Source organism: Microcoleus sp. PH2017_34_RAT_O_A (genome assembly GCF_020737885.1).
GTDB lineage: Bacteria > Cyanobacteriota > Cyanobacteriia > Cyanobacteriales > Microcoleaceae > Microcoleus.
Map to the genome: position 1 here is coordinate 33,895 of NZ_JAEQDD010000014.1, position 16,627 is coordinate 50,521.

General features: G+C 47.6%; 12 protein-coding genes. 11 read left to right on the forward strand and 1 reads right to left on the reverse strand.

Going from position 1 to position 16,627, the window contains the following annotated elements:
• Positions 1-8: 8 nt before the first annotated feature.
• The 4 genes from JGK11_RS07060 to tilS all read left to right on the forward strand — a co-directional run bounded on the left by JGK11_RS07060 (position 9) and on the right by tilS (position 4,761).
• Complete coding sequence (locus JGK11_RS07060) at positions 9-905, forward strand: Uma2 family endonuclease (protein ID WP_293180698.1); 897 nt, start codon at positions 9-11, stop codon at positions 903-905.
• A gap of 396 nt (positions 906-1,301) precedes the next feature.
• Positions 1,302-2,372 (forward strand): c-type cytochrome biogenesis protein CcsB, encoded by a 1,071-nt coding sequence (ccsB, locus tag JGK11_RS07065; protein WP_293180695.1) that lies wholly within the window; start codon positions 1,302-1,304, stop codon positions 2,370-2,372.
• Positions 2,373-2,779: 407 nt separating this feature from the next.
• On the forward strand, positions 2,780-3,211 hold the full coding sequence (locus JGK11_RS07070; protein ID WP_293180692.1) for a KGK domain-containing protein: 432 nt from the start codon (positions 2,780-2,782) through the stop codon (positions 3,209-3,211).
• 410 nt (positions 3,212-3,621) lie between these two features.
• Positions 3,622-4,761 carry a tRNA lysidine(34) synthetase TilS gene (gene tilS, locus JGK11_RS07075; protein ID WP_293196420.1) on the forward strand — a complete coding sequence of 380 codons (1,140 nt, stop codon included), beginning with the start codon at positions 3,622-3,624 and terminating at the stop codon, positions 4,759-4,761.
• A 2-nt stretch (positions 4,762-4,763) separates the two neighbouring features.
• On the opposite strand, the gene hmpF is transcribed toward tilS, so the two are convergent.
• Positions 4,764-6,569: a pilus motility taxis protein HmpF gene (gene hmpF / locus JGK11_RS07080; RefSeq protein ID WP_325315127.1), complete on the reverse strand. Its 1,806-nt coding sequence runs from the start codon at positions 6,567-6,569 to the stop codon at positions 4,764-4,766.
• Positions 6,570-7,304: 735 nt separating this feature from the next.
• Between hmpF and JGK11_RS07085 the strand changes: the two genes are divergently transcribed.
• The 7 genes from JGK11_RS07085 to JGK11_RS07115 all read left to right on the forward strand — a co-directional run bounded on the left by JGK11_RS07085 (position 7,305) and on the right by JGK11_RS07115 (position 16,589).
• A complete protein-coding gene (locus tag JGK11_RS07085) occupies positions 7,305-8,687 on the forward strand; it encodes an IS200/IS605 family accessory protein TnpB-related protein (protein WP_293211091.1) in 1,383 nt (460 codons plus the stop codon).
• Between the two features lie 349 nt (positions 8,688-9,036).
• A complete protein-coding gene (locus JGK11_RS07090; RefSeq protein WP_293180683.1) occupies positions 9,037-10,263 on the forward strand; it encodes a response regulator in 1,227 nt (408 codons plus the stop codon).
• 19 nt (positions 10,264-10,282) lie between these two features.
• Positions 10,283-10,561 (forward strand): hypothetical protein, encoded by a 279-nt coding sequence (locus JGK11_RS07095; RefSeq protein ID WP_293190144.1) that lies wholly within the window; start codon positions 10,283-10,285, stop codon positions 10,559-10,561.
• A gap of 421 nt (positions 10,562-10,982) precedes the next feature.
• Positions 10,983-11,372 carry a hypothetical protein gene (locus JGK11_RS07100; RefSeq protein ID WP_293190142.1) on the forward strand — a complete coding sequence of 130 codons (390 nt, stop codon included), beginning with the start codon at positions 10,983-10,985 and terminating at the stop codon, positions 11,370-11,372.
• Between the two features lie 490 nt (positions 11,373-11,862).
• A complete protein-coding gene (locus JGK11_RS07105; RefSeq protein ID WP_293180800.1) occupies positions 11,863-12,396 on the forward strand; it encodes a chemotaxis protein CheW in 534 nt (177 codons plus the stop codon).
• 146 nt (positions 12,397-12,542) lie between these two features.
• Entirely contained in the window at positions 12,543-15,629 is a 3,087-nt protein-coding gene (locus JGK11_RS07110; RefSeq protein ID WP_293180677.1) for a methyl-accepting chemotaxis protein, read from the forward strand.
• 141 nt (positions 15,630-15,770) lie between these two features.
• On the forward strand, positions 15,771-16,589 hold the full coding sequence (locus JGK11_RS07115) for an HNH endonuclease (RefSeq protein ID WP_293180674.1): 819 nt from the start codon (positions 15,771-15,773) through the stop codon (positions 16,587-16,589).
• The last annotated feature ends 38 nt before the right edge of the window (positions 16,590-16,627 follow it).

Below are 16,627 nucleotides of genomic sequence, written 5' to 3' on the forward strand. Positions count from 1 at the left end.
GACTACCTATGTCTGAGCCATTAACCCTCGATCCGAGTCAGTTGCCAGATATTAGCAACTTAGTTCTAGAAGACGATACTCCTTTGGACAGCTTCATCAACGAAAAACAGCAGCGATTGCTGACAACGGTTTTATATAGCGGTGGCGATACGGGGATTACCGTTCCCTTTATTGCGGCGGCAAATGTCGGTTTGTTCAGCAGCGTGCGTCAGCCGGGAGTCGCCCCGGATGTTTTTCTGAGTATCAATATTACTGGTGCTGAGGATTGGTGGGAAAGACAAGTGCGATCGTATTTATTTTGGGAATTTGGCAAACCTCCCGAAATTGCGATCGAAATTGTTTCTCCAACTCCAAGTAACGAATTGGGCAGCAAATTAATAGATTACGCTCGAATGCGAATCCCGTATTATGTTGTGTACGATCCGCTACGCGAGTTGAGAGGCAGTACGCTGCGAATCTTTGAATTGCACAATCAATCTTACGTGCCTAAAACTGATGCTTGGTTTCCCGAAGTCGGTTTGGGACTAACTCTGTGGCAAGGTGAATTTGAAAATGTTACTGGTACTTGGTTGCGCTGGTGCTCTGCTGGTGGCGCTTCCATTCCTACAGGCGACGAACTGGCGGTACAAAAAAATACTCAGTTATCTCAAAAAGATGCTCAGTTATCTCAAAAAGATGCTCAGTTATCTCAAAAAGATGCTCAGTTATTGGAGGAACGGGCGCGCACTAAACAAGCATTTATCCAGACGATCGAACTCGGTTTAAGACTGAAATTCGGAGATGAAGGATTGCTGCTGCTTGAGGAAATTTTGGAAATTTCTGATGTGGGTGTTTTGCAGGCGATCGCCTCTGATATGCTCGCAGCCAACAACCTGGACGAAATTCGGCAAATTTATCAATCGTAATCTTACAAGGTTAGTAATCTCATCTCTGTTTATAATTTTAAGTGTTGCTTAATTTGCTGTGAGTTGAGATATTAGCTGGCGTCGAAATTGTTAAATATTGTGGAGTCATAGGTGGCTTACTTACTGCTAATTGCTGATTTTTACCAGAAAGAATTGGTTGAAAGCCCCAAGCTTGCTCTGGAGAAATTATCAGTTCCCTTGTGTTAGTTGCGGGTGCAGAATGTGGGTTGATGGGCCCGGGCGATCGCCCGCCGCGCCGGGGCCCCCTACCTCAACCACCGCCAAAAACTCAGAATTGCCACAAAAATTCAAAATCTCAAACCCAAAACTGCCCAACCCCAGTACGATCGATCTAGTTAGCAAAAAATAAGTAAAAACACTACCGGAGTAAATTATATGGATCTGGTCGTACTCCAGAACTGGCTGGACAACATCTCCTTTGCCATCTTGTTCGCAACAATGCTCATTTACTGGGTGGGTACAGCATTCCCCGGCATTCCCTACCTGTGGGCCTTGGGAACCGCAGGGATGGCTGTCGCCAACCTCTCCATCGCCGCTTTACTCGGTTCTAGGTGGATAGAAGCCGGCTACTTCCCACTCAGCAACCTTTACGAATCCCTATTTTTCTTAGTTTGGGGAATCACCACCATCCACCTAGTCGCGGAAAACATGAGCCGTTCCCGCCTAGTTGGAGCAGCCACATCCCCCGTAGCAATGGCAATATCCGCCTTTGCAGCCCTGACTCTGCCCGACACCATGCAATCGGCAGAGCCCCTAGTACCAGCCCTCAAATCCAACTGGCTGATGATGCACGTTAGCGTCATGATGCTCAGTTACTCAACTTTAATGGTAGGAGCATTGCTGGCGATCGCATTTTTAATCGTCACCCGCGGCCAAAAAATCGAACTCACAGGTAGTTCCTTCGGCACCAACGGCAACCGCAACGGCAACTACCGCCTGCAACGCCCACAAAATCCCGAACCTCAAACCCTCGAAACAGTAGGCGACAGCGCGTTAGCTTTCAGCGAACCGTCTTTCAACTCCAACAATAACGGTTTTGGCGCCACCGCAGTCCTAGAATCAGCAACAATTCAAACCGCATCAACCGCGGCAACTCAAACCTCAGAACTTCTCTCGCCCCAGCGCTTGAATCTAGCAGAAACTCTTGATAACATTAGCTATCGCATCATCGGTTTAGGATTTCCCTTACTAACAATTGGGATTATTGCCGGTGCCGTTTGGGCTAACGAAGCTTGGGGATCTTACTGGAGTTGGGATCCGAAAGAAACTTGGGCGCTGATTACTTGGTTAGTATTTGCAGCCTACCTGCACGCCCGCATCACTCGCGGCTGGCAGGGAAGACGCCCAGCAATTTTAGCCGCCACAGGTTTTGTAGTAGTTTGGATTTGCTATCTAGGCGTCAATCTGTTAGGCAAAGGTTTGCATTCCTACGGTTGGTTTTTCTAATTTCTGAACCACAAATCAGTCCCAGAGAAACAGAATAAATCACCGAATAGGGATTAATATAATCTCCAGTTGTAGGCAGCTATTTCCAGCAAAGTGTGTCAATTTAAGCCTAAAATCCTTTGTATCTATTCCTGTCCTCCCTTCTTAAGGGCTAGGCAAGGTTACAGATAGGTACGTAGTTGGGCTTTAGCCCTCTTTCTTTATACGCATAAAGAGGGCTAAAGCCCAACTACGTACCTTAGACCATTACTACGTTTGATATTAAGTTGACACAAAGGCAATGCCCACTTTGCTAAACTACTGAGACTGTAAAATTTTACTCCCTCTTCCTTCTTCCTTCTTCCTTCTTCCTTCTTCCTTCTTCCTTCTTCCTTCTTCCTTCTTCCTTCATTAAAATGACAATTGATATGGACGATTCACAAATATTTCTCAAAGAAGACGATGTTTTGTCGGCTCCTACCAGCGCTTTGATGTATCAATGTACGTTCAAAGTCAACGAATATATGACCATTCTGAATTCAAGATTGCTAGAAGAAAGATTATTGTCAGATGGCATGGATTGCGAGCTGTTAAGTTCAGGAAAAGGCTGGACACAAGGAAAAGTTAGATTGCGCCTGGAGTTCATTCCCATCGAACCTGAGGTGAAAGAACAAAAAGCTCTTCCCGCCGCACCGGAAGAATCAGACACCGCCCAAAACAACGCCGAAGATAGCTCCGACTCAGAGCAAATTGATACAAATGAGCCATTAGATGTCACGGACTCAACAGAAATAAGTAATGATTTTCCTATTTCTAGGTATCCAGACAGCAACCCCCACAGTCGAGGAATGTGGAGCTAAGCTGCTACTTACAGGGAGGGAAAGCAGGAAGATTTTTAAATTTTAAGTTGAGAGTTTTGAGTTGAGGAGCTTCTAATTGCATCCTTCATACAACTGACAACTAACAACTGATACCAATTAAAAAATCCTTGCTACAACGCTCTTAGGAACGAAAATTTAATAACTTACACAAGTTTGTGGGGTGTCCCGCCCGCTGGCCCTTTTTGGACGGGCGGGACGCCCATCCCACAATAAGTAGTTAAAATTATAAGTTATTTAATTCGCGATCCTTAGTTGAGTTTGTGTAGTCAAATATTGTCGGTGGTGCGTCGCTCGATCGATTTTCTGTCTTTTGTTGGGTAGTATCGATGGCGACACACCCTACGACTACTGACAAGCTGACAACTGACAACTGCTAACTATCAACTGTAATGCCTGAATCTTCCAATTGGACGCGCCTCCACGCTCAACTGCACCGGACACTGCTGCAACGACAAATCTTGCCCTCAAATCAGCGATTGTTAGTAGCAGTATCCGGCGGGCAAGATTCTCTGTGTACGCTCAAATTACTGCTGGATTTGCAGCCCAAATGGGGGTGGAATCTAGCCATTGCTCATTGCGATCACTGCTGGCGTTCTGATTCCCAATCTAATGCAAATCATGTAGAAAATTTAGCTAAAAATTTCGGAATATCCTATTATTTGCAAACAGCCTCGGACATCCCCAAAACCGAAGCAGCGGCCAGAAAGTGGCGGTATCAAGCTTTAACCGAAGTTGCGATCGCCCACAACTACCCCTACATTGTCACAGGCCACACAGCCAGCGATCGCGCGGAAACACTCCTCTACAACCTAATTCGCGGTAGTGGCGCCGACGGACTTTCCGCCCTGACTTGGACGCGCCCCCTTGCCGATTTGCGATTGCCGATTTTAGATTTTAGATTGGGAGATTCTGGCGACAATCCCAATTTCCAAATATCTGCCGATTTGCGATCGCACAATTTAGATCAAACTCCCCAATCAAAAATCCCAAATCCCAAATCTAAAATCTACTTGGTTCGTCCGTTGCTGGAAATCACCCGATCGCAAACAGGTCAATTTTGTCAAGAGCAAAAACTACCAATTTGGGAAGATTCCACTAATCAAGATTTGCAATATGCGCGCAACCGAATTCGATCGCAATTATTGCCTTATTTAGAAACTCATTTCAACCCAAAAACCCAACAAGCCCTCGCCCAAACAGCCGAACTCCTCCGCGCCGATGTCGAATATCTCGAAATTGCAGCCAGTGAATTACTACAGCGAGCCATCTCTCCAACTACAGACAACCCGCAGTTGCAAATTCAACTCCCCGTCAAGTTAAATCGCCCAATTTTGCGAGAAGCACCCCTGTCATTGCAACGGCGAGCAATGCGACAGGTATTGCTACAAATATTGCCCTGTGCACCCAGTTTTGACAGCGTAGAAAAACTCAGCAGCTTAATCGCAGCGCCCAACCGATCGCAAACCGATCCATTTCCTGGAGGAGCGATCGCCCGAGTTGAAAACCCTTGGATCGCGATCGATATTTAATTTTAGGCGCTTGGCAGAAAACTCGAAAGAGCTTGCCGCAGATCCGAAACAACCCGATCTTGCTGCTCTCCAGTTTGCTGTACGCGATCGAGTTCTCCCCCCACCGCTTCCAGCTTTTGGCGCAGCCCGCTCAAATTGTCCTGCACCGGTTGCAACATTTCTTGATAAACATTCACCCGGCCCCAGAGTTCCGCCACAGCACCTTTCTGGCTGAACAAAGTCTGCTCTAACTGCTTAAGTTCATTGCGTTTCGCTTCACTTTCCCCATTTTGACGGTTGACATTTCCCTCAATTTGAGATATTGACTCCCGCACCTGCTGAATTTCGGTTTCCAGCCGTTGCAATTCTTGGCTTTGCTGCTGGCGTTGAGTATTGAGCTGTGTGACGATCGGCCCCAAATCAATCTGTCCAGGTTCTGTTTTTTGAGGATTAGCAGTACCCAAGCGACGCCACAGCACCGCCTGATGCTGCTTCAAAACATTTTCCCGTTCCTGCAAGCGGAGGCGCTGTCCCACCAAAGTTTCATTCAACATCTGATAACTTTCGAGTTCATCGGCCATTTCATTTTCCAAAGCCATGCGATCGTACTCGGAAGCCGCTTGAATTTTGGCTTGCAACTCCTCGATTGTTTCCCGCTGGAGAGTCAACTCCTCCTCTTGATCGTTAACAAACCGGAACACCTTTTCCAAATCCTCTTGCAGGTGTTGCACCAGCCCCTGTAATTCCTCAACCGGCATCCGCTCCAGAGCAGACACATCTACTACCTGCTCCACAGCCCCAGCACCCGAACCAGACGCCAGCCCGGAGATTTGCTGGTACATAGTCTCAACAGCCTTCACCTGGACAGACATAGACTGAGCCTGCTCCTGCTTAGCGCCGAGGGTACATTGCTGCCCTTTCAGTTGGGCCCGAGCTTGCGCCAAAGCATCTTGGGATTGATACCATTCCTGCCAGCGGCTTTGGAGGCTCTGATTTTGTCGATCGACCTCTTCCTGCTGTTGCTGAGCGTTTGTGCGTTTTTGCTCCAACTGCTGCCAGTGCAAATCCAGAATTGCCTGCTGAGCGCCCACAACACCAAAAGACTGATTCAGTTGTTCCCGAACTCCTTGGGCCGCAGAAATTGCTCCTCCCAGCTTGTTCATCAACTCCTGAATTCTCAATGCCTGCTGCTCGTCAACAACTGCCCCCTGAGGAGCCTGAGACTGCTGGTGAGCCACCTGCTGCTGTTCGCCCCGCAACTGTTCCCAAGCCGTCTCCATCTCCGCGCGGCTGCGATCGACCTCTTCTCGCAGTCGGTTAGCTTCATCTCGAGTATTTTCAATTTCCGAGCGTTGAGCCTCCAGGCGCTCCAACTCCTCCTCCATTTGAGCCAACTGCTCTTCGCGGGCTTGCATTTCCATTTCCCGGCGATTGAGTTCCTGACTCGAAAACGTCAGAGAAGCCTTCCACTGCTCAATTTCCTCTTCCTTATCCTTAAACTTGTCCTGCAAGCGGGAGAAATTTTGCAGAATGCTCACCAACTGGCGGGCAGCCTCCTGAATCCGCTGCACTTGCTTGTTAGCGCTCAACTCCACCAGCACCAGCGTGCCGTCGTTAAACTTATTAGCTTCCTCAACTGGGATCGCGTCATCGCCCGGTACGGCGCTCCAGTTGTGTTCGCCCCGCTGACAAGCTAGCAGTTTCAGTTCAGCCTTACCGCCACCGAGACCAAAGCCGCTTCTCTGTTTTTGTACTTCTGCTAGATACAGCACACTAATAGTCCTCTCTTTGGTGTCGTTTGCCCGATCGGGAATAGCATCCTTGAACAACTGTCTTCAGCACTCGCCGACAGCACTGCTTCTCTCGCACTGCGTCTAGAAAGCACTGCCGCCGCCTGCTTTCTGAACCAATGGGAGAGCAGTATCAATGCCGCTTGATTCAAGACTAGCAAAACTGGGGGGACTGCCATAGCCCAAAGCCGAAAAAGATCAGTCAGTCAAAAACTTTCATTGATTGTATCAGGCTTTCGGTGCGGGTCGATCGCCATCTCGTCCTTTAATTACCCAGCATCGGGTCTCCTCCGCAGGCGGACTAGGGATTTGAACCGCGCTGCCTTAGAATAGTGGAATCACGCGAGCCTGTCATCGAGATCTACTCTTGAGCAAAAAGGTCAATGCTTTAAGACAGAACCCAACCGCAAGGACGCACAGCGCAAGGTAAACGTCAAAATTTTGGCGGTCGAAGACTTGAACCAGTCGTCCCTGCCAGCGTTGGACGACGATCGAAAAGCCCAGACAATTGTGTGTGTCATAAACCCCACGCACCAATGCCGGGGTGATGACTGTTAACAATTTACCTAGATTTACCCAGGATTTAGTAGTTAGATTCTCGGTAAGCCAATGGATAGATTGATGAGTATTGGCGAGTTAGCAGAGCTTTAAAGCTGTTAACATACGAAGAGATAAACACATTGAGAGGTCGAATCAATGGCTACCCTAACTTATTGCAAAGGCTTGCCCACACCAGTACACGAACTCAACGAACTAGGATTTACAGATTTCGAGATGTTCTTAGAAGCTTACGCCCAGATTTTTAGGGCTGCAAGCATTGAAACAGTTGACCGCTTACTTTTAGGTACAGAATTCAAGAAATCAGATTGGAACAAGCATTTACAGCAAACCTACGGCATCAATAAGCGCCACGCAAATGGTGTAATCAGTTCTGCCAAGGGTCGTGTAGATGGTGCTAAAGAACACAGGATTTTACATCTAAAAGCTCTTGAAGGAAAAATTAAATCTATTGGTGCGTGGGTCAAGAAAGCCGAAAGCAAGTTGGTATTAGCTCGTAAGTTCTATGCCAAGAAAAAATGGCAGAAATCAAAAACAGGTTGCAATTTCCCCCTAGCCTGCTCACTTCAATATAAATCCACAAACTGGCAGAATTTGCGCTTTCAAATTCACAACAAAAAGCGTAAACTGACTGGGTTAATTAACAGAGTAGAACATTTAAGGCTTTCGCCAGTCAAAGTCTTCATCCCGATGAGGGATATTTTTGTTGTCGGCTCTAAGGATGAGTCTTTTGGCAATCAAGTCTGCCAGTGGAATGGGGATAAAATAACTTTTAGAGTCCCCAAATGCTTAGAGTCACGATTTGGAAAAACTGTGTCCTCTGAGATTGGTGATTTCAGCCGCAACATCAACAGACTGCCAGAATGCGGTGCTAAAACCTGGCATTTCTACCGTAAGAATGGAAAGTGGGTTGCTGCTGTGCAGTTTACCCCAAATCCCGCGAAGCAGGTTTCGAGAGAGAGAATGTACGGTTGCATTGGTATCGACATAAATCCCGGTTCTATTGGGTGGGTGTATGTCGATTCTGAAGGGAATCTCAAAGCCAAAGGGCAGATCCCATTGCAGATAGGTTTACCCTCCGGCAAGCAACAGGCTCAAATTGTTGATGCTTGTCTGCAACTAGCTGCAAAAGCCACAGAATTTGAATGTCCTGTGGTTTGTGAAGAACTTGATTTCTCAACAAAAAAGCAATCGCTGCGAGAGAAAGGTAGAAAGTATGCTCGAATGTTGTCGGGTTGGGCGTATAGTGAGTTTTATAAACAACTCAGTTCTATTTTGTCGAATCGTGGGATTGAGTTGACAACGGTCAATCCAGCTTATTCAAGCATTATCAGCTTGGTGAAATACCTGAGAATGTATGGCTTAGCTAGTGACGAAGCGGCTGCACTGGTAATTGCTCGTAGGGCACGCAAGTTAAGTGAAAAAATACCTTGCTCCTTAACCGCCTATTCTGAAGTGAATTCAGAAAAGCACGTTTGGAGCGAGTGGAACAAACTGAATAAAAAAATCAAACGTTCCGCTATGATATCACGTCGTTGTGATTATTACAGTGTTTCTAACTGGAGTTTCTTGGTCAACCTCGATACTGAGGAAGCGTAAAGCGCTAAGAAAGAATGTTTCAAACTTATACCGCAGAGTTTACCTAGGTTTGCCTAGGTTTTTATAAGCGGCTTGTAAGACTTAATTCTAGACAGGCTGATGCCTGAAATTGCTGCCCGAAGCTCAAAATCCCCAGGCCTCCATAGCTGGGGAGTATGTCAACAAGAGAAAATCGCCCTTTCGTCAATTCCTAATTGTGCCAGTGGCATCAAGCCCTTCATTCAGTTGACAGTTGACAGTTGACAGTTGACAGGTAAATTATTGACAGAAACTAAAGTCAATATGAGCGCGATCGCACAGTCTTTCCGATTTCAGACGCCAACGGTTTTAAGGAGGATACTTTAGCTGCATGCAGGGAAATTTGAGTGAAATTGACATCCGCAGCATCCTGCAATTAATTGAGTTAGGTCAGCGCACCGGAGAACTGTTCGTAGAGGCCTACAGCTTCATCGGCAACTCGGGTAATCTACCTACCCAGCGCTCCCCTGCAGGACAATCCTGGTATGTCTTCTGCTTCAACGGTCAGATTATTTACGCTACCCAGAGTGCGGGCAGTTTGTTTCGCTTGCGCGACTACCTGCGCCGCTACAAAGCAGACACCGCCCTTGACAAAATCCAAGTTCCCTATATGGCATCTACCAATGCCCCAGAATACGCCTACCTGTGGGCCCTGCTAGAAAACCACACCCTCACCCCAGCTCAAGGGCGCAACATCATCCACAGCATGATCCACGAAACCCTGTTTGACTTGCTCAGCCTCCACCAGGGTTCCTTCACTTTTGAAATGGGATCGGCATTGGCTCCTCAACTCACCAGCTTAGAAATTAGCTCGCTGCTGGCGAAGATTGTCCAACAGGTGCAGCAGTGGAAGCAGTTTCACCCTCACATTCAGTCGCCCAACCAATGCCCGATGATTTCAGATCCCGCCCAGCTCCGAGTCGCGCTCCCTGCCAATACCTTTAATACTCTCAGACGCTGGGCCGACGGTCACACTTCGATCCGCCAAATGGCGCGCTACCTCAACCGAGACGTGCTGACTGTCGCCAAGGCGATTTACCCTTTCGTGCAGCAGGGATTGGTGCAAGTATTTTTCCAGCCTTCTGTTGTCCCTGGCAACAACAAAATAGAATGGTCTTCTCCAGAAACCAAGGTCAAGAGAGTTGTCTGTATAGACGATGACAATGTGATTCGCAAAACAGTTGAGTCAATTTTAAACGAACAGGGTTACGAAGCTACTGGCATCAGCAATCCCCTCGAAGCCCTGAGTTTAGTTTTTAAACTCAAACCCGATTTAATTTTGTGCGACATCGCCATGCCCGAACTCGACGGCTACGAAATTTGCGCGATGCTGCGAAATTCTAGTGCTTTCCGGCACACGCCCATTGTCATGTTGACAGGGATCGACGGATTTATCGATCGCGTTCAAGCCCGCATGGCGGGGGCGACTGACTACTTCACCAAACCTTTTGGCGAAAGCGAGTTATTAATGCTGGTAGAAAAATATGTAGGCCCGGGCTATCCTCCGGCCAATCTCTCGGAAAAATTATTAAGCCGATCGCTAGAACACGAATTATAAGCCAATAAATTCCGCACTGATGGCACGGGAGGTTTTTTGTATCCCAGCAACCCAGGGCAGTCCCGGCAGTCACAGAGAGAAAGCTCCTTGCTGCGGGCGATCGCACCATCAACTAGAATGTATAAATTTGCGAGCTGGCCGTCCGGCGTCAGTAAAACTCAGTTCAATTTCTCGATCGCTGTCGGGCCGAAGTCGCTCAAAGTGCAAATATAATATATTTGTTCTCCACTTGCTGCCGATCGCCAAAACCGATGGGCACAGCAACGACTCCTTGAATTTCAAATCTCAAGCAGACTGAATTATCTGAACAGAAAAGACATCTTCTGTTAAATTTCCCAAGTAAAGCAAACGCTGGCTTTATGGCTAAACCGACATCGGCTCAGGACTCAAATTCAAAAGAAAAGACCTTCAAACCAAACTGGAATCCGTTTTGTCAAATGAAGTCGGATTGGTTGTCATTGCCTGCAAAGCTGGTTGGTGCAGGTTTGGATTCAATTTTATCTCATGTCCGAACCTGCCCACAAAAACTGAGATATTGGTTCTCAAATCTGGCTACTTTAGCCCGATTTAAGAAATCGTTGAAGATGTCCTCGCCATCATCCACATCTTTAGTTACAGCCTGGGCGCGATACTCAGAAAATACCAATAGCAAGTATGCCGAGACCGTTAGTTACCAAGTTTACCCGTGCCAGAAATTAGGGGTAATCCGGAAAAAGTGGGTGAGCGCTGTTCGCAAAGTTTACAACATTTTAATTGCTTACCTAGACGAACATCAAGGTTTTATCAAAATCGGCAAGGGTCGAGGAAAGCGAGGTTTGAAAATGGTGCTAAAAACATCAGGTTTAATTCCTAAATGGTGCATCCCTAGAACATTGGCAGCATTCAAAACCAGGATTCATGATTTAGGTTGGGAATGTGACAAACAAATTGCTTCTGCTTTTGCCACAACTTACGATTTTATATTTTTTCCGACATTTGAGATGTATAAAAGAGTAATTCAAAAAAATCGCATTTTAAGGAGTAAAACGGCGACATCAATGATGAATTTGGCTGGCAAAAATCCAGGAAAACCTTACAAAACTTGTGTTGCCTTGACGGTTCCAAGTTAGTTGGGAGCAAAGACGAACCCACCTCTAAAACATTCGTGCCGTGGGAAAAATTATACTTAAAATTGGGTGGTTGCCCAAATTGTAAGTTTCCTGACTGTGGGTATGAAATTTCTAGAGATTCCCCGGTTGTAAAGATTTTGGGGAAAGCTTTGTGGGATAAAATATCGATCGCTAATGTCCGAGCTCGCTCGTGTTGTACTTAGCATCTAGCAGGAAGTCTAAAATTATCCCAATCTTCAGGGTAAAAGTATCAGATAGTTAATAGCAGCAACAAAATAGGGAATTATGTAGAAAAAAGGCAACCTGCACCAGTGGAAGTTTTAAGGTCTCAACCCCAGCAGGATTGGTGCAAGGAATTAGTCATAAATACTGCCAACACATTTACAAAAAGGACGGTTATAGTTATGTTTCATAGACCGAGCTCCCATTTTCCTCCCAACACCGACTTGAGTAGGGGTACGATGTGGGTTTCCCAGAGAGAAGAATTATGATTAGTGGCAGCCCAGACTTTATATTACCAGGACAAGGCATAGATCAGGCTCCGGAATTCCAGGAACTAGAAACTCCCGAAGGCGAGCTGCACCTGCGGTTCTACGTTCCTTCGGGGAACGAGTTCGCACTGCCGGCAACAGGGATTAGAGAGGTGCTATCCCCCTCCCCAGACCGAATGACACCCATTCCTAACGTTTCCTCCTTGCTTTTAGGTACGCTAAACATGAGAGGACGAGTGATTTGGGTGGCAGATCTGGGCCAATTTCTGGGAGACCAAACACCTCTGAACACCGATCGACCCGAAATCCCGATCGTGGCTGTGGAAGACCAAGATACGATTTTGGGGCTGGCAGTCGATCGAATTGTGGGGATGGACTGGCTCGACGTAGACCAACTGCACTCTCAGAACAATGCACCAGACGGCATGATTCCATTTCTGAGGGGAGAATGGATGTTAGGTGCACCAGCGACTAAAGTGCTCCGACTGCTAGATCAAGTGAAAATTCTGCGCTCTGCGCGGTGGGCAGCGTGAAATCGATTTTAGATTTGCGATTTGCGATTTTCGATTGGGGTCTAACTATCAACAGTCACAGGACTTGAGGCACGCATCTAAACATTCAAGCAAGATAAAAATCTAAAATCTCAAATCTAAAATCTAAAATCAAAAGAGGGCGGCAAATGGCAACAAGTACCAACTTTCAGCAGGATTACCAACGGGCAGAAGCGGCCTACATGGATGGCAACTATTCAGAAGCCGCGGCCCTAGTTTATCAATTAGTAGAAGATTTTCCCGAAGACCCCAGCGCTCGGCTGCTATGCGGGCACATCTACTGTTACGGACTGCAACAGTATGAGGTGGCACGGGAACAGTACATGGTGGTGCTGAGCCTGAGTGACGACCCGAGTTTGGTCGAACACGCTCACGGCGGTATTAGCCACACAGACCAATTTTTATCCGGAGAACTGCACACGGAAAGTTTCGAGGCTTTGTCTGCGGAAACTGAATTGGAATTCTACCCAGACTTGTCTATGGAGGAAGGGTTGGAAGACCCGGATTTAGCACTTTTCCAAGGGAATTCTCCATCCATGTCCTATGGGAGTCAATCGCCACAGGACATGGAAAACGAGGACTTGGCAGATTTGGGGATGAGCGGGTTGGAGTGGGAACCACAAGACAGCAGTAGCAGTGCTGCAACCTCTCTCGAAGATTTAACTAACCCCTTTGCTGGCGACAGCGGCGCAATGGCAGCTTATGCTGATGCGTCCGAGCCGCTAGACATGGACGAATTTGGCTCGGACTTGGGAGATCCTTTTGGCTTAGATGACCCAGGGTTTGATGCTGGTGACTTGTCTGATAGCAAAGTTTCTGGTTCCAAGGCGCCTTATTCAGGAGAGTTGTTTTCAGAAGCTCCAACTCAGGTACTCAACGGTCAAAGTTTTGCTGGTTCTGAAACCGGGAATTCCTTCGATTCGGAGCAATTAGACTCCCCCACTGGGCCGTCTGACAATTTTGGCGAACCTTTTGCGCCGCTCGATTTGCCAGACGAACTCGACCTGAATGATGACGACTACGACTATCAATCCCCGCCCGTGACCGGGCAAAATCAAGGTCAGAAGCCACCTCTGCCAGAAGAGGCAGACCCTTTTGCTCAGCCGATGTCCTCGGGTTTTGGGTCTTCTCGATCTCAAAGCAAGCAGCCGAATATTGACTCGGAATACTCGTCAAATTATTCGCTGGCGGAAGACGAAACGCTGTTGATGGGAGGTGCTGTCCCCAATTCTCAGAGTCAAAGGTCGAGCCGGGGACAATTTAATTCGGCCGATCGCTCAAACTCTAACAGCAATGGTTACGGCGACTCGGAACCGCAGGCATTTGGCTCCATGGACAGCTTTGAGCTAGATGCTTTTGATGACGACGCTTTCAGCGATTCTTTCTCTCTCGACGAAAACGAGCAAGCGACTGCTTTCGGGGCTGCCACCAAGAACAGCAGCGACTGGTCGTCAAGAACTGGGAACGCTCAAGAACACAGCGGCTTTTTAGACGAATTTGACGATTTTGACGATTTGGGCAATTTGCCGGATTTTGATATCTCAGAAGATGCCAACAGTTCGATCCTGACTAGAGGTAACACCAATTTCGGCAACTCGACCAGCGGCATGATGGGTACGAGCGGCAGCGGTCTGGACTTTGACAATAGCGACGGCTCGGCAATTCGAGACGATGAGATTTTTAGCATTTCCGGCCCTGCTGATGCGTCGGTGCCGACTTTTGCTCCGACAGAAAGTGAGGCGATCGATAGTTCGGTGACTGTAGAACAGGGCGGACTGGCTTTCTTGGAAAATGCCCCTCTGTTTACCAAACAGTTGTACACGGCAATCGGGGCTGGATTGGTTTCTCTGGTAGCTGTGGCTTTCGTGACTAACATTGCCTCCTATCAAGCTCTGAAGCAAGACAAGCCGGAGGCGATCGTTTACCTGCGCCAAACAGGCTGGGTAATGACGGCTGCCGCAGGCTTTACGAGCTTTTTGACTTCTTGGGGTATCGGCCAGTTGATCGCCAAGCAGGTACGCAAGTCCTCGGACAATTTGCAAGCTCAGTTCGATGCGGTATCTCAAGGAACTTTGGACGCTCGGGCAACGATTTACTCGGAAGATGAATTTGGCAAAATGGCTGCTAAATTCAACCACATGGCGAAGGTGATCCAAACTACGATTAGCGATACCAGACGCAAGTCTGACGAACAGGAACAGGCAAAAGAAGACTTGCAGCGCCAAGTGATTCGCTTGCTAGATGACGTGGAAGGAGCGGCTCGGGGTGACTTGACGGTGACGGCGGAAGTGACGGCAGACGTTTTGGGTGCTGTTGCTGACTCGTTTAACTTGACAATTCAAAACCTCCGCGAAATCGTCCATCAGGTGAAGCAGGCGGCTCGGGAGGTTAGCAAAGGCGCTACGGATAGTGCCAAGTTTGCGGGCGATTTGTCTTCTGATGCGCTGCGGCAGGCTGAGGAACTGGCGGCGACGCTGAATTCGGTGCAAGTCCTCACCGATGCGATTCAGCGGGTCGCAGAGAGTGCTAGAGAGGCGGAAGAAGTGGCCCGGGGCGCGGCGGCAACGGCTCTGAAAGGGGGCGAGGCTGTGGAGCGGACGGTGGCCGGGATTTTGGAAATTCGAGAAACGGTAGCAGAAACCACGAGAAAAGTCAAGCGGTTGGCGGAAGCTTCTCAAGAAATTTCTAAGATTGTGGGTTTGATTGCGGCGATCGCCTCTCGGACGAATTTGTTGGCTCTCAACGCTAGTATTGAGGCGGCGAGAGCTGGGGAATCGGGTAGGGGTTTTGCGATCGTGGCGGATGAGGTGCGGCAGTTGGCAGATCGATCGGCGAAGTCTTTGAAAGAAATTGAGCAGATCGTGATGCAAATTCAAAGTGAAACCGGCGCGGTAATGACGGCGATGGAAGAAGGGACGCAGCAGGTGATTGAGGGGACAAGATTGGCAGAACAGGCGAAGCGATCGCTTGAAGATATCATTCAAGTTACCAATCGCATTGACGTGTTAGTGCGATCGATTACGGCGGACACTGTGGAGCAGAACGAAACAGCTCGTTCGGTGGCCGCTGTGATGCAAGCTGTCGAGTTAACTGCTCAGGAAACGTCCCAAGAAGCGCAGCGAGTTTCCGGTGCTTTGCAAAATTTGGTAGGCGTTGCTCGCGACCTTTTGACATCGGTGGAAAGGTTCCGAGTAGAAACAGCAGAAAGACAATAATTGATTGTTTAATGCTTTTTTTACTTCCTGATTTACAAGCACCTTAGTGTGGCAATGATGGCAAACAAAAAGCAACCTCGCAGTCTTGAAACGATTGCGGGGATGCCAATCCAGCACCTAAATAAACTAGGAGTTGTACAGATGAACGATAACATAGTAGAGGTAATTCCTGGTATTTTTGGTGAAATTCAGCCGAATGGCTGTATTATCTCTACTTTAACCAAGTCTAGCAGGGGCTATGCCAACAAAAGACTTAAGATTGACGGTGAATGGAAAACGTTTACAGTTCACCGTTTAGTATTAGAAAATATCTTAGGTCGTCCGATTAGATCAGAATACTTTTCTTGTCATACTTGCGATGTCCGTAACTGCATTAATCCCAACCATTTATGGGAAGGTTCTAGGCTGGAAAATTCTCAAGATAGGTTTAGAAAAGGACGGGTTAAAGATGTAGGAAGCACATCTGCTCCTAAACCTCAAAAAGTACCGCGAGGCATAGAAGTAATTCCCGGCATTCGGGCCGAAATACAGCCAAATGGCTGCATGATTTGTATCCTGGCTAAAAGAAGTGATGGTTACGCCATTAAGGGTACTAAAATTAATGGCAAAACTAAAAGTTTCTACGCTCACAGACTGGTACTGGAAAACAAACTGGGACGATCGATCAAACCGGGTTATTTTGCCTGTCACAGTTGCGACGATCGCGGTTGTGTCAACCCCGATCATTTGTGGGAAGGAACTCCCGCCGATAACTCCCGCGATTCTATAGAAAAAAACCGCTTTCCTTTCGTTCCCGGCAATATAAATCCTAACCGCAAGCTAAAACCCGAACAGGTGCAGCAGATTCGCTATCTTTTAGGTGAGGGGATATCGAAAAGAGAAATAGCCAGGACATTTGCCATATCTCGCAGTCAGATTATTCTCTTGTCAAGGGGACAGATTTACAAAGACATTCTCTAAGACTCCTAAAATAGACAAAATACAATAACGCTTAAAAT

What these genes read in the sequence shown, in the direction of transcription:
- JGK11_RS07095 (WP_293190144.1), top strand. Translation starts at nt 10,283, where the DNA reads ATGGCACGGGAGGTTTTTTGTATCCCAGCAACCCAGGGCAGTCCCGGC.
- tilS (WP_293196420.1), top strand. Translation starts at nt 3,622, where the DNA reads ATGCCTGAATCTTCCAATTGGACGCGCCTCCACGCTCAACTGCACCGG.
- JGK11_RS07115 (WP_293180674.1), top strand. Translation starts at nt 15,771, where the DNA reads ATGAACGATAACATAGTAGAGGTAATTCCTGGTATTTTTGGTGAAATT.
- JGK11_RS07110 (WP_293180677.1), top strand. Translation starts at nt 12,543, where the DNA reads ATGGCAACAAGTACCAACTTTCAGCAGGATTACCAACGGGCAGAAGCG.
- JGK11_RS07085 (WP_293211091.1), top strand. Translation starts at nt 7,305, where the DNA reads ATGTTCTTAGAAGCTTACGCCCAGATTTTTAGGGCTGCAAGCATTGAA.
- JGK11_RS07090 (WP_293180683.1), top strand. Translation starts at nt 9,037, where the DNA reads ATGCAGGGAAATTTGAGTGAAATTGACATCCGCAGCATCCTGCAATTA.
- JGK11_RS07060 (WP_293180698.1), top strand. Translation starts at nt 9, where the DNA reads ATGTCTGAGCCATTAACCCTCGATCCGAGTCAGTTGCCAGATATTAGC.
- JGK11_RS07070 (WP_293180692.1), top strand. Translation starts at nt 2,780, where the DNA reads ATGGACGATTCACAAATATTTCTCAAAGAAGACGATGTTTTGTCGGCT.
- ccsB (WP_293180695.1), top strand. Translation starts at nt 1,302, where the DNA reads ATGGATCTGGTCGTACTCCAGAACTGGCTGGACAACATCTCCTTTGCC.